The organism is Bradyrhizobium sp. LB11.1 (genome assembly GCF_040549385.1).
GTDB lineage: Bacteria > Pseudomonadota > Alphaproteobacteria > Rhizobiales > Xanthobacteraceae > Bradyrhizobium.
On record NZ_JBEPTH010000003.1, the window covers coordinates 733,402 to 745,952 of the forward strand.

Annotated in this window: 13 protein-coding genes; 5 read left to right on the plus strand and 8 right to left on the minus strand. The window is 63.2% G+C overall.

Annotated features, from left to right (window positions below; all coding sequences use genetic code 11):
• Positions 1-213 precede the first annotated feature (213 nt).
• The 6 genes from ABIA96_RS11230 to ABIA96_RS11255 form a co-directional block, all read right to left on the minus strand.
• A complete protein-coding gene (locus ABIA96_RS11230; protein ID WP_354137096.1) occupies positions 214-534 on the minus strand; it encodes a hypothetical protein in 321 nt (106 codons plus the stop codon).
• A gap of 70 nt (positions 535-604) precedes the next feature.
• The gene (locus tag ABIA96_RS11235) at positions 605-1,063 is read right to left on the minus strand and encodes an Hsp20 family protein (RefSeq protein WP_354137097.1); all 459 of its coding nucleotides are present in this window, start codon (positions 1,061-1,063) and stop codon (positions 605-607) included.
• A 397-nt stretch (positions 1,064-1,460) separates the two neighbouring features.
• On the minus strand, positions 1,461-1,811 hold the full coding sequence (locus tag ABIA96_RS11240) for a YunG family protein (protein WP_354137098.1): 351 nt from the start codon (positions 1,809-1,811) through the stop codon (positions 1,461-1,463).
• A 486-nt stretch (positions 1,812-2,297) separates the two neighbouring features.
• Positions 2,298-3,389: a TRAP transporter substrate-binding protein gene (locus ABIA96_RS11245; RefSeq protein WP_354137099.1), complete on the minus strand. Its 1,092-nt coding sequence runs from the start codon at positions 3,387-3,389 to the stop codon at positions 2,298-2,300.
• Positions 3,390-3,582: 193 nt separating this feature from the next.
• Positions 3,583-4,725: an Mrp/NBP35 family ATP-binding protein gene (locus ABIA96_RS11250; RefSeq protein WP_354137100.1), complete on the minus strand. Its 1,143-nt coding sequence runs from the start codon at positions 4,723-4,725 to the stop codon at positions 3,583-3,585.
• A 108-nt stretch (positions 4,726-4,833) separates the two neighbouring features.
• Complete coding sequence (locus ABIA96_RS11255; RefSeq protein WP_354137101.1) at positions 4,834-5,283, minus strand: VOC family protein; 450 nt, start codon at positions 5,281-5,283, stop codon at positions 4,834-4,836.
• A gap of 113 nt (positions 5,284-5,396) precedes the next feature.
• On the opposite strand from ABIA96_RS11255, the gene ABIA96_RS11260 reads away from it, so the two are divergent.
• The 5 genes from ABIA96_RS11260 (at position 5,397) to ABIA96_RS11280 (ending at position 10,199) form a co-directional block, all read left to right on the plus strand.
• Positions 5,397-6,344: an NAD(P)-dependent oxidoreductase gene (locus tag ABIA96_RS11260; RefSeq protein ID WP_354137136.1), complete on the plus strand. Its 948-nt coding sequence runs from the start codon at positions 5,397-5,399 to the stop codon at positions 6,342-6,344.
• Between the two features lie 12 nt (positions 6,345-6,356).
• The gene (nhaD, locus tag ABIA96_RS11265; protein ID WP_354137102.1) at positions 6,357-7,634 is read left to right on the plus strand and encodes a sodium:proton antiporter NhaD; all 1,278 of its coding nucleotides are present in this window, start codon (positions 6,357-6,359) and stop codon (positions 7,632-7,634) included.
• Between the two features lie 138 nt (positions 7,635-7,772).
• Positions 7,773-9,368, plus strand: a complete 1,596-nt coding sequence (locus ABIA96_RS11270) for a sensor histidine kinase (RefSeq protein WP_354137103.1) — start codon at positions 7,773-7,775, stop codon at positions 9,366-9,368.
• A 44-nt stretch (positions 9,369-9,412) separates the two neighbouring features.
• Complete coding sequence (locus tag ABIA96_RS11275; RefSeq protein WP_354137104.1) at positions 9,413-9,616, plus strand: DUF1289 domain-containing protein; 204 nt, start codon at positions 9,413-9,415, stop codon at positions 9,614-9,616.
• Between the two features lie 28 nt (positions 9,617-9,644).
• Positions 9,645-10,199, plus strand: coding sequence for a TIGR02281 family clan AA aspartic protease (locus ABIA96_RS11280; RefSeq protein WP_354137105.1), 555 nt, complete (start codon positions 9,645-9,647; stop codon positions 10,197-10,199).
• A 158-nt stretch (positions 10,200-10,357) separates the two neighbouring features.
• Here the strand turns inward: ABIA96_RS11280 and dusA are convergent, their stop codons facing one another.
• Positions 10,358-11,350, minus strand: a complete 993-nt coding sequence (dusA, locus tag ABIA96_RS11285) for a tRNA dihydrouridine(20/20a) synthase DusA (RefSeq protein ID WP_354137106.1) — start codon at positions 11,348-11,350, stop codon at positions 10,358-10,360.
• Between the two features lie 385 nt (positions 11,351-11,735).
• Complete coding sequence (locus ABIA96_RS11290; protein WP_354137107.1) at positions 11,736-12,551, minus strand: sulfotransferase family protein; 816 nt, start codon at positions 12,549-12,551, stop codon at positions 11,736-11,738.

Here is a 12,551-nt window from a genome sequence, read left to right on the forward strand (position 1 = left end):
GGCGGTTGGACCTCCCAGGTCTAAAGAAAATGGGAAAGTCGTCGCCGATAGCTCATCGATTGCAATTTGCTCCTCTGAGAGTCGCCTCCTCAAGAACTCGCGTTCAAGATCTGAGAGACGAGAGCTCAGCAGACGGCGGTAGCGGTGAACATTGTTGCGATGTGCGCGAAGCCGCGCCAGTTTTTCGTCCATTGTCATCTGAGGCTCCGAACTTCACGCCGCGGCCGCACGTTCGGTCGAGCGAAGGCGGTAAGGCTTTCCGCCGGGCGGCGTTCGCGGGCCGCCGTCCAGAGCGCGCAACGCGTCCAGTATCTCATCGATCGACACAGGCTTCTTGAGCCCGGCAGGTGCGCGCATCGAAGGGCAAGAGTTGATCGCGGACGCGTCGGACGCCCATGATGCAAGGATTGCGCGCTTCTCGGCCAACGTCAGGGCCGTGTGCTCCACGACGTCTTTCGGTGTCTCAAAAACAGTGCCGGGATGAAGAAGAGCGTCAAAATCGAAAACGTTGTCGTCAGCGGTCGTCGGCCGCATGGTCCTCTCCCTTTCATTGACGAATGGATGGGAGCCGCACGACTTGCGGCGCGGCTCCGAGGCGCTTGGGCTAGGCGGCCGCTTTGGATTCCAGCTTCCGCACGTTGCCGGTCGAGGCATCACCAACCGCAATCCGGCGCGGCTTCATCGCTTCCGGGATCTCGCGGACGAGTTCGATGGTCAGCAAGCCATTGTCGAACGCGGCGCTTTTGACCTGAACATATTCGGCGAGGCTGAACTGGCGCCTGAAGCTGCGGGTCGAGATGCCGCGGTAGAGGAAATCGCGCTCGGTCTTGTCCGATTTGCCGCCTTCGACGGTGACCACATTCTGCTCGGCCGTGATCGCGATGTCTTCGGGCGCAAAACCTGCAACCGCCAGCGAAATTTGATAGCGGTCGTCGGCCAGGCGTTCGATGTTGTAGGGCGGGTAATTGTCCTCACTGGCCCGCTGAGCGGTTTCCGCGAGGTCAAAAAGGCGGTCGAAACCAATGGTCGAGCGCCAGAGGGGGGCGAAATCGTAGGTGCGCATAGCCAAATCCTCCTAAGAGCAAGATGTCTACGAGCGGCACCGGACACTTCCGGTGCCCGTCTCTAAGGCCCGGGCCCTTGAGGCGCCCGGACGCCATCGTCCGATGGCGACAGGAAAATTAGCAAAACCGATTTTGGTTTCAAGAGGACTCTAAAGAAAAATTCGGCAACCAATTGCCGGCGCGATCACAGACCCTCGCGCCCCCTCGCTTGCAGAACGGATGCGGGATCTTCCTTGGGCGGACTCGGTTTGATTTCGGCGCGCAACTTCGGCCCGACCCAAACGCCGAAGAGGCCGCCAATCAGAGGCCTTCCGGCCCTGGACGCGGTCCACGGCTAAGACTCCCTCTTTAGCCGCGTCAGTGCAGTTCGGTTCTGACTTCCGCTTTGGGTCGTCATTAACCCGACTTGGTACGGTGCTCCTGAAAAGCCGTTCCAAGTTCAGCCAGTTCGTCGTGTGTGGCTCCGAGTTCTGCCTCGACTCGATTTGCAGGCAGGTCCACGTAAGCGATCGGTTGCTCGAACTGGCTCGCCGTGAAGTCATACCTCCGGCCTCCGATCCGATTGTAGAAGTGGTCGCCGGCCGGCAGAGGCGTCTTCAGCAGGTCACCGCCGAAGAGGTCACGAATGAGCAGCGAGGTGACGTTGCATTGACCTGCAGCTGGATTGTCCGGGGTCCATTGGCTGGCCGTCGACAACGACCATGCCTTGCGCAGCGCGCGCTGAACGTCATCGGGATCGAAGCTCATCGTCAATTCCTGGGATCGGCGCCGAGGTGCGAATTTCGGATTAATCGATGGTCGCTTTGTGCCACTGTTTTGCCCGACGTGTCAAACGGTTCGTTGCACGGCCGAGTCCAACTCCATCCGCTCGTCATTGCGAGCGCAGCGAAGCAATCCAGAGTCTTTTCGCGGAGGCAGACTGGATTGCTTCGCTGCGCTCGCAATGACGGTGGGGGAGCAGTCGCGCGCCACGTGACGATGTCATTCCCGATGCTTGCTGTCGGGGCGCATTGGCGCGCTGATCCCAGCTACGCCATAAAATGCTTCGTCCCGCTGATTTGGCACGACGCGTCAAGCTGTTGGCGGCACCCAGGGCGCTAAGTGCCATCACGGCGCCTCTACTGTGCATGGGGTTGTTTTTGCGGATTTGGAGTCCGCCCTCCCGCTTCACCAAAAAAAGCCCGGCCTCGCGAACGAGGCCGGGCCATTCAGTCTGACAGCTTGCGCGACAGATCAGCCGCGGGTGCGCGAGCGGATCATGAAGCTGTCGTAGGTGTATTCGGCGACCTGCCACCACAGATATTCGTCGGAGCGGTAGGCCTGCATGGCGTCGATCGACTTCTTGAAATCGGCGTTCTTGGCCGAGATCTCGCCCCACAGTTCGTTGGTCGCCTTGAGGCAGGCTTCGAGAACTTCGTTGGTGAAGGGACGCAGCTGGGTGCCGCCGGCGACCAGACGCTTCAGCGCCGACGGGTTCTGCATGTCGTAGCGCGCGGCCATCCAGCTGTTGGCATTGGCCGTCGCATTGGTGAGGATCGCCTGGTAGTTCTTCGGCAGCGAATTCCACTTCTCCAGATTGGTGAAGGCATGGACCATCGGGCCGCCTTCCCAGAAGCCCGGATAGTAGTAGTACTTCGCGACCTTGGCGAAGCCGAGCTTCTCGTCATCGTAGGGGCCGACCCATTCGGCGGCGTCGATGGTGCCCTTTTCCAGCGCCGGATAGATGTCGCCGCCGGCGAGCTGCTGCGGCACCACGCCGACCTTCTGGAGCACCTGGCCGGCAATGCCGCCGATGCGCATCTTCAGGCCCGAGAGGTCCGCTACGGTCTTGATCTCCTTGCGGAACCAGCCGCCCATCTGGGTGCCGGTGTTGCCGCAGGGGAAGCCGATCACGTTCGCCTTCTTGAAGAACTCGTTGCCGAGCTGCTCGCCGCCGCCCTGGTACCACCAGGAGTTCTGCTGGCGCGCGTTGAGACCGAACGGGACCGAGGCGTAGATCGCCCAGGTCGGGTCCTTGCCGACATAATAGTACGACACGGTGTGGCACATCTCGACCGTGCCGTTCGAGGTCGCATCGAGCGCCTGCAGGCCGGGGACGATTTCGCCCGCGGCGAACACCTGGATCTGGAATTTGTTGTCGGTCATCTCGGCGACGTACTTCGCCACCTGCTCGCCGCCGCCATAGATGGTGTCGAGCGACTTCGGGAAGCTCGACGTCATGCGCCACTTGATCTCGGGCGAGGATTGCGCAATCGCCGGCGAGGCCACCGCGGCGGACGCCGCCGCACCTGCTGCCGACACTTTCAGGAAATCACGACGCTTCATCTTCAGGTCTCTCCTTGTTGGGGCGTTTCCCCGAACTTCCTCTTTGCTGCCGCTCGTTCCGGCGACACGAGTCCCGCCGCGTCGAACCGAAGGGGCTTCGCTGCCGTGGCGTTTAACACGGAAGCCCTTGCCGCGGAACGCGACAATGGCATGACGGGGGGCGACGAAAGTCGCATGTCCCCAGACAATCGGCTCAAGCGGCTGCGATGACGCCCTTGAGCTGGTCCCGGACCTGTCCCGCGATGGCGCGATAGATCGCCGCATGCGGGCCGTCCGGCTCGCTGTCCACGACGGGATTGCCGGCGTCCGATGTGGCGCGAATCGCCATGTGCAGCGGGATCTCGCCCAGGAACGGTACTCCGAGCTCCTCGGCCTCGTGGCGCGCCCCGCCATGGCCGAAGATGTCCGATTTCGTGCCGCAATGCGGGCATTGGAAGTAGCTCATGTTCTCGACGATGCCGAGCACGGGCACGTTGACCTTCTTGAACATGGCAAGCCCGCGCCGTGCATCGATCAGGGACAGGTCCTGCGGGGTCGAGACGATCACGGCGCCCTTCAACGGCACGTTCTGCGCCAGCGTCAGTTGGGCGTCACCCGTGCCCGGCGGCATGTCGACGACGAGCACATCGAGCGTGCCCCACGCGACGTCGCGCAGCATCTGCGTCACCGCCGACATCACCATCGGGCCACGCCAGATCATCGCGGTCTCTTCCGCGACCAGGAAGCCGATCGACATGATGGCAAGGCCGAAACGCCTGAGTGGAATCATCTTGCGCTCACTGTCCAGCTCCGGCTTCTCGTGCAGGCCGGTCAGCCGCGGCACCGAGGGGCCGTAGATGTCGGCGTCGAGCAGTCCCACCTTGAGACCGAGGTCGCGCAGGCCCAATGCCAGATTGAGCGCGGTGGTCGATTTGCCGACGCCGCCCTTGCCGGAGGCGACCGCGATCACCGCGGTCACGCCCGGAATTTCGGACTGCCGCGCCATCGGCGATTGGGCACCGCCGTGCGGCGGCGGCTTGTGGGCATGGACCGGCTGCACGCCGGGCGTGCCGCGGCTCGGGGTTGGCGGCGGCGGAGGTGCGGCGCCGGCCTTGCGCTCGGCAGTCAGCGCAACCATCACGGTGGTAACGCCAGGCATGGCGCGCACAGCGGCTTCGGCTTCGGCCCGGACGGATTCCCAGGCCCGCGCCTCGGAGGCATCGACATTGATCGAGAAGAACACCTTGCCGTCGGACGCGCTGATCGCGCTCAGCACATTGGCATTGGTGAGCGCGACCCCGCGGGGCGACTTGATCCTGGCGAGGCTGTCGAGAACCTGTTGCTGCGTCACGCTCAAAGCGCATCTCCTGGAGAGAGCATGATCCGGAAACGTGTGAAGCGGTTTTCCGACCAGATCATGCTCAAGACTTTAAGATGCCCCATTAGAGCGGAAACGGCCAAAAGGCTACTGCTTGCCGATATCGTCAGCCATCTCGGCGGGCGCGGCCCCCTGCTCCCGGGCCGCCTCGTAATTGAGCTCGATCATGACCCCGTTGGGATCGTGAACGAAGATCTGCCAGAGATCGCCGCCCGGCACCTGGCGGGAGTCGAATTTCATGCCCTTGGAGGCGAGCCGCTGCTTCATGCCGTCAAAGCCGCGGCTGGCGAAGGCGACATGATGGACAACGCCGGAATCCGGCTTTTGCGGCTCCGAGGTCGGGGAAATATCGACGAGGTGCACCACCGGCTTGCCCTCGCTGTACATCCAGGCCCCTGGGAACGCGAAGTTCGGCCGGGCGCCTTTTTCCAGGCCCAGCACGTCCTCGTAGAAGCGGACCGTCTCGGCCAGATCCCGGGTCCGGATGTTGAAATGATCGAGCACGCCAACGCTCACGCTGCCCAAACCCACACCCATGCTTCGCTCCCTTGTTTTGAAGTCCTTGAGGTCCGCCATCCTAGCACAGGAGGCCGCCAAACGAAGCCGTTGCCCTCCGCCCTCAAGGGTTTATGGTGCGCCCGGTCCGCCCAATAGCGGAACCTCAGGACCCCGGCTGGCGCCCCTCGCCCGGCTGCAACCGTAAAACTCAAGCTACGGACACACACATGGCTAAAGTCGCTTTCCTCGGTCTCGGCGTGATGGGCTTCCCCATGGCCGGACACCTCGTGAAAAAAGGGGGCCATGAGGTCACCGTCTACAACCGCACCGCGGGCAAGGCGAAGGAGTGGGCGGACAAGTTCGGCGGCAAGACCGCAGCGACCCCGAAGGCCGCGGCCGAAGGCCAGGATTTCGTGATGTGCTGCGTCGGCAACGACAACGATTTGCGCGCGGTCACGATCGGCGCCGATGGCGCGTTTGCCGGCATGAAGAAGGGCGCGACCTTCGTCGACCACACCACGGCTTCCGCCGAGGTCGCGCGCGAGCTCGATGCGGCCGCGACCAAAGCCGGCTTCAAGTTCATCGACGCCCCGGTCTCCGGCGGCCAGGCCGGTGCCGAGAATGGCGTGCTGACGGTGATGTGCGGCGGCGCGCAGGATGCCTATGCCGGCGCCGAGCCGATCATCAACGGCGCCTATGCACGGATGTGCAAGCTGCTCGGCCCCGCTGGCTCCGGTCAGCTGACCAAGATGGTCAACCAGATCTGCATAGCCGGCCTTGTGCAGGGCCTCTCCGAGGGTATCCACTTCGCCAAGAAGAGTGGCCTCGACGTCGCCGCAGTGATCGAGACGATCTCCAAGGGGGCCGCGCAGTCGTGGCAGATGGAGAACCGCTACAAGACCATGAGCGACGACAAGTATGATTTTGGCTTCGCGGTCGAGTGGATGCGCAAGGACCTCTCGATCTCGCTGGCCGAAGCCCGCCGCAACGGCGCCAATCTGCCTGTCACCGCGCTGGTCGATCAGTTCTACGCCGAGGTCGAGAAGATGGGCGGCAAGCGCTGGGATACGTCGAGCCTGCTCGCGCGTCTTAATCGCTGACCCGATACTGCCTTGCTGACCGCGATCGCCGCAATCTTCGTCCTGACCTATGCGGCGATCGCGTTCGAGCATCCGCTCGGGATCAACAAGACCGCGACCGCGCTGGTCGGCGCAGGGCTGCTCTGGACGATTTACGCGGTCACGATCGGCGACCACGCGCTGGTCAGTCATCAGCTCGACGAATCCGTCGCCTCCACCGCGCAGATCGTCTTCTTCCTGATAGGTGCGATGACGATCGTCGAGGTGATCGACGCCCATGACGGCTTCGAGGTCATCACCTCGCGCATCAACACCACGAGCCAAATCACACTCATGTGGCTGGTCGGCTTCGTGGCGTTCTTCCTCAGCGCGATCCTGGACAATCTGACCACGACCATCGTCATGGTCTCGCTGGTCCAGCGGCTGATCGCCCGGCGCGACGATCGCCTGCTGTTCGCCTCCCTCATCGTCATCGCCGCCAATGCCGGCGGCGCATGGACCGTGATCGGCGACGTCACCACCACCATGCTGTGGATCGGTGGACAGATCACGCCGTTGAACATCATGCGCGCGGTGTTCCTGCCCTCGCTGGTCAATTTGCTCGTGCCGCTGGCCTTCATCAGCCTATCGCTCAGGGGCAAGACCATCGCGGCACCACCGAGAGACAACGGTTTGCTCGCGATCGACCGGTTCGAGCGCAATCTGATGCTCTATCTCGGGCTCGGCGTGCTGATCGCGGTGCCGGCCTTCAAGACGGTCACCCATCTGCCGCCCTTCATGGGCGTGCTGCTCGGCCTCGGCATCGTCTGGCTGGTCGGCGAGGTCGTTCATCGCGACAAGGACGAGCACGTGCGTCGCCCCCTCTCGCTCGCGCATGCGCTGACCCGGATCGACATGGGCTCAATCGTGTTCTTCGTCGGCATTCTGCTGGCGGTCGCCTGCCTCGAACATGCCGGCCTCCTGACGATGCTGGCCCGATGGCTGGAGGCGACCATCGGCCGCCAGGACGTCATCGTCGTCGTGCTCGGGCTGCTCAGCGCGATTATCGACAATGTGCCGCTGGTCGCAGCGACCATGGGCATGTACGACCTCGGCCACTACCCGCCGGACAGCTTCCTCTGGGAGTTCATCGCCTATTGCGCCGGCACCGGCGGCTCGATCCTGATCATCGGCTCTGCCGCAGGCGTTGCTGCCATGGGGCTCGAGCGGATCGAGTTCCTCTGGTACGCTCGCCGCATCGCCGTGCCTGCGCTTGCGGGCTATCTGGCCGGCGCCGTGGTCTATGTCGCGCAGCATGCGTGGCTGCATTGAGCGACCGCTGCCGGATCAAAATTAACGACCGGTTAACGTAATTCTTTAGCTCCTTAAGTCACCTCTTAAGGATTTCTTGCCAGAGATAGACAATGCAGAAGGCCCGCGTCCGACGTGGGCAGGAATCGTTGTTGCTTGATGAGTAACCCCGCTGAAAAGCCTGAGGTAGTGCAGCTTCCGGCCGAGCCGGTCAGCGCTCCATCAGCGAGCAGCCGACGGGCTGCGTCGCAGCGGGTGCGCGAGGCCCGCGATAAGTTAACGTCGACCAGCGGAACCCGGCCGGCCTTCGACGCCGAGCTATTGCGTCAATATGCTCAGACGCGCCTGTCCGCCTCTTATGTCGTGATGCTGCTGGTGGTCGCCACCGGCGTGCTGTTCGGGCTGTGGATGCAACCGATCCCGGCTGCAGCCTGGACCGCCGGCATGCTCTGTATCCACGCCGCGATGATCCGCAGCTGCCACCGCTTCCTGGCGGAGCCCACTTCGCCCATTGCGATACGCACCTGGCGGACACGCTTTGTCGTGCTCGACCTGCTCTACGGCCTGTGCTGGATGGCGATCCTGATCCATCCCGTGCTCGACATGGTCACGGAATCGCTGATGATGTTCCTGATGCTGCTGGTGATCGCAGTGTCGAGCATGCTGGCCGCCAATCTACCGATCGCAGCGCTTGCAGCCACCGCGCCGGTTGCTGTCGCAATGGCGTTGAGCTTTGCGATGAGCGGTTCGCTCGACAACTACATCCTGGCCGCACTCGCGCTCGCGGCCGAAGGCTATTTCGTGCTGTTGGCGCATCGCCTGCACACATCGACCTTCGCCACGCTCGAAGCGCGCGCCGAGAAGGACGCGCTGATCGGCGAGCTCGAACAGGCCAAGGCGATTTCGGACGAAGCGCGCCACCGCGCCGAATCCGCCAACGTCGCCAAGTCGCGCTTTCTCGCGCAGATGAGCCATGAGCTGCGCACGCCGCTCAACGCCATCCTCGGCTTCTCCGAGGTGATGAAGAGCGAGATTTTCGGCGCGCATGCGGTGCCGGTCTACAAGGAGTACTCGGCGGATATACATAATTCCGGCGTTCACCTGCTCAACCTCATCAACGAGATCCTCGATCTGTCGCGAATCGAGGCAGGCCGCTACGAATTGAACGAGGAAGCGGTGTCGCTGGTCGGCATCGTCGCCGACTGCCATCATCTGATGAAGCTGCGCGCCTCGAGCCGCGGCATCACCGTCCACGAGGTGTTCGAGCAGGCCATGCCGCGGCTCTGGGCCGACGAGCGTGCGATTCGCCAGGTCGTGCTCAACCTGCTCTCCAACTCGATCAAGTTCACCCCGCAAGGCGGCGAGATCTGGCTGAAGGTCGGCTGGACCGCCTCGGGCGGACAATATCTCTCGGTGAAGGATACCGGCTCCGGCATCCCCGAGGACGAAATCCCGGTCGTGCTCGCCTCGTTCGGCCAAGGCTCCAATTCGATCAAATCGGCCGAACAGGGTGCAGGCCTCGGCTTGCCGATCGCAAAGAACCTGATCGACCTGCATGGCGGTACGTTCACGCTGAAGTCGAAGCTGCGAATCGGCACCGAGGTGATCGTCACCTTCCCGCCGGAACGCGTGATGAGCGCGCTGGCACCGCTGTCGGAGGATGCGCCGCCGCTCCAGCCAGAGGGTTCCATGGTGCCCGACGAGAAGCGCAGGCCGCGCCACAAGCCGATCATGAGCGCGGGCACGGGCTCTTAACGAGATGCTTGCATACATGCCCGACGATCCCTCACTATATCGGTATGAGCAAAGAAACGCCGTGCGTCGCCGTCTGCATGATCGATCCCAAGACCAAGCTGTGCTTCGGCTGCGGCCGGACTTTGCCGGAGATCGCGCGCTGGCACGCCATGGAGGGTGCGGAACGGCTCGCAGTGATGACGCTATTGCCGGCGCGCATGGCGGACGCCGGATTGCAGCCGATCGCGGGATCGCAGAAGCGCGCCTGACCGGCCTGCGCGCCATCGGAGGCGCGCGATGATCCGCTTCCTGCTCGTTCTCATCACGCTCGCCGGCACAGCAGGTGCCGTCGTCGCCTATGGCGATCCCGACCAGATCGCGCGCGCCAGCCACAAGGTCTCGCACATTTTTCGCGCGCAGACGGCAACGCCTGCCCCCGCCGTGCAGATCCAGCGCGGCCAGGGCGGCGAGTTCGCGCTGCGTGCCAAGATCAACGGCGTGGCCACGCCGATGGTGATCGATACCGGCGCCACCTCCGTGGTGCTGACTTGGGAGACCGCGAAGGCGATCGGGCTGCCGCTCGAGATGCTCGAATATGACGTCGACCTCGAAACCGCCGGCGGCCACACCAAGGCAGCGCGGTTGACGATCGACCGTCTCGCCGTCGGTCATCTCATCGAGAAGTCGGTGCCGGCCCTCGTCGTGCAGCGTGGGCAGATGAAGACCAACCTGCTCGGCATGAGCTTCCTCGATCGCCTGGAGAGCTGGGGCGTGCGGTCCGACACGCTGATGCTCACCGGCTACCCGGAACTACAGAGCAGCCACCGTCGCTCGCGCACCGCGGTCGATTAAAGCCGGTCGCGGCGCCGCAGGCTGTCTATTCCTGGACCGGTCTCTATGCCGCTCTCAACGCCGGCTATGCCTAGAGCGGCGTGAGTTACCATTTCGATCTGCTCCGCTGAGCGTGATCGCGAGAGAGCCGGACTCTACGATCCGGCTCTTTCTCGCGCCTAGGCAGCCTCCGCCGGCGCGCGTGCACCAACACGGGCGATTGCATCACGCAAGACGTCGACGCCAGCGCCCGGCTTCACACCGTGCTCGGCGAGATGGCGGCGGAAGGCGCGCGCGCCGGGCACGGCGTGGAACGCACCGACGAAGTGGCGCGTGATGGCATGCAGCCGCGTGCCACGCGCGAGCTGCGCCTCGATATAGGGCAACATCGCCTCGAACGCGTCCTGCATCGTCGCATGCGACGCCGCCTCGCCGAACAGGTCGGGGGCGACCGAGAGCAGCCGCCATGGTTCCTGATAGGCAGCGCGGCCGAGCATGACACCGTCGACATGCGCAAGATGTGCTTTCGCCTCCTCAATACTCAGGATGCCACCATTGATGATGACGGGCACATCAGGCATCGCCCGCTTCAGCCGATAGACGCGGTCATAGTCGAGCGGTGGGATATCGCGATTCTCCTTCGGCGACAGACCGTTCAGCCAGGCCTTTCGGGCGTGCACAATCAGCGCGTCACAGCCTGCAGCGACCACCGCGCGCGCCAACGTATCGAGCGCGACTTCGGGATCCTGGTCGTCGATGCCAATGCGGCATTTCACAGTGACGGGAATTGAGACTGCACGCTTCATCGCCGCGACACATCTCGCGACGAGCTCCGGCTCTGCCATCAAACAGGCGCCGAAGCGTCCGTCCTTCACGCGATCGGACGGGCAACCGACATTGAGATTGATCTCGTCATAGCCAAAACCCTCGCCGATCCGGGCGGCTTCGGCGAGGTCGCGCGGATCCGAGCCGCCAAGCTGTAGCGCGACCGGATGCTCGCTCGTGTCGAAGCCGAGCAGCCGCTCCCGATCGCCATAAATGATGGCGCCCGTGGTCAGCATCTCCGTATAGAGCAACCCCCGTCGCGTCAGGTGACGGTGGAACACCCGGCAGTGCCGGTCGGTCCAGTCCATCATCGGTGCCACGGAGAAGATATAATCTTGCGATTTCAATGATTTACCTAAATCGAGCGATCTGCATCTTGAACTGTTACCCGCACCATCTAGCCGTTCGCAACATCATCCTCAAGATCGCGCCTCCGGCAATCGGTTTAAGGATCGCGGCCATCAAGAGAGAGCAACACCGATCACAAATGTCGCAATCAGAACAAGCTTCGTCCCGCGCCCGGCACGGATCGTCCAACACATCAACAGCGAGTGAGCAACCCGCTCACATTGGACAACGCTTGCAATGGGCTGCGCGAGTCGATGCTCGGCGAAGCCGGAAAAAGCAGGCGCTGCTGTCGTTGCGGATTCACCTCGCTCTTCCAGAGCGAGCCATCGGCGGTTAGCAGGAGAAGCTCGAGAGAGAAAGCGAAGCCAAGAATTCGCACCTCCTCTAGACCACCCTCACTTGGTTCGGATTGCGGGCCGGATCGCCCCAGAACGCATCGTTCTCGTATTTGCGCCAGAGGTCGCCGGGCAGCACGGTCTTGCGCCCCGGGGATTCCACGCGCTTGCCGACCTTGTGCAGACCCGGTGTGCCGATCCTGCGGTCGAACTCCTCGGCGTCGAACTCGATGTTCTGGAAATCATGCGCGAACGGTTTCTCGCCGATGAACTCGTAGACCGCGGCGATCGCCCGCTCCGGCTGGGTGGTCAGCGTCTCGTAGGTCAGCGCCAGCAGGCACGCGGACTGCTCGCTGCAAAACGCTTCGCGTAGCGCGTTCCAGGCAAAGCCGACCATGCCGTTGGGGCCGGCCAACCCGTCGACGCGCGAATACACCGTGCCGCTGGGTTCGAAGTTGAAGATGCCCGACGGCTGATACTTGTTCCTGCGAATGAGCCGCTCGACTGAATCCAGGATCCAGGGGATGTGGCGGACGCAGCAGATCACCTTGGCGCGCGGAAACAGCTCGGTGACCAGCGGCAAGCGTGCACACCAATTGCGGTTGGTGTCGAAAACCACATGCCCTTTCGGCAGATCGGCGTAGTAGGTCGAAAAGATCGCCTTGATGAGTTCGCGGCGCTGCTCGTCGCTGATGAAGATCGCGGTCTCGTTGCTCATGCTCATGCTGCGCAGCATGCCGTCGACCAGCGAGCCGACCGGTCCGGTCATGCCGGCACGAAAGCGCGGGTTCTGCCGCAGGATAGCCGACAGCAACGTGGAGCCCGCACGCGGAAGTCCGGAAATGAAATGGATATCGCCTTGCAT

What these genes read in the sequence shown, in the direction of transcription:
- ABIA96_RS11245 (WP_354137099.1), bottom strand. Translation starts at nt 3,389, where the DNA reads ATGAAGCGTCGTGATTTCCTGAAAGTGTCGGCAGCAGGTGCGGCGGCG.
- ABIA96_RS11280 (WP_354137105.1), top strand. Translation starts at nt 9,645, where the DNA reads ATGATCCGCTTCCTGCTCGTTCTCATCACGCTCGCCGGCACAGCAGGT.
- ABIA96_RS11290 (WP_354137107.1), bottom strand. Translation starts at nt 12,551, where the DNA reads ATGCAAGGCGATATCCATTTCATTTCCGGACTTCCGCGTGCGGGCTCC.
- ABIA96_RS11275 (WP_354137104.1), top strand. Translation starts at nt 9,413, where the DNA reads ATGAGCAAAGAAACGCCGTGCGTCGCCGTCTGCATGATCGATCCCAAG.
- ABIA96_RS11270 (WP_354137103.1), top strand. Translation starts at nt 7,773, where the DNA reads ATGAGTAACCCCGCTGAAAAGCCTGAGGTAGTGCAGCTTCCGGCCGAG.
- ABIA96_RS11235 (WP_354137097.1), bottom strand. Translation starts at nt 1,063, where the DNA reads ATGCGCACCTACGATTTCGCCCCCCTCTGGCGCTCGACCATTGGTTTC.
- ABIA96_RS11255 (WP_354137101.1), bottom strand. Translation starts at nt 5,283, where the DNA reads ATGGGTGTGGGTTTGGGCAGCGTGAGCGTTGGCGTGCTCGATCATTTC.
- ABIA96_RS11230 (WP_354137096.1), bottom strand. Translation starts at nt 534, where the DNA reads ATGCGGCCGACGACCGCTGACGACAACGTTTTCGATTTTGACGCTCTT.
- ABIA96_RS11240 (WP_354137098.1), bottom strand. Translation starts at nt 1,811, where the DNA reads ATGAGCTTCGATCCCGATGACGTTCAGCGCGCGCTGCGCAAGGCATGG.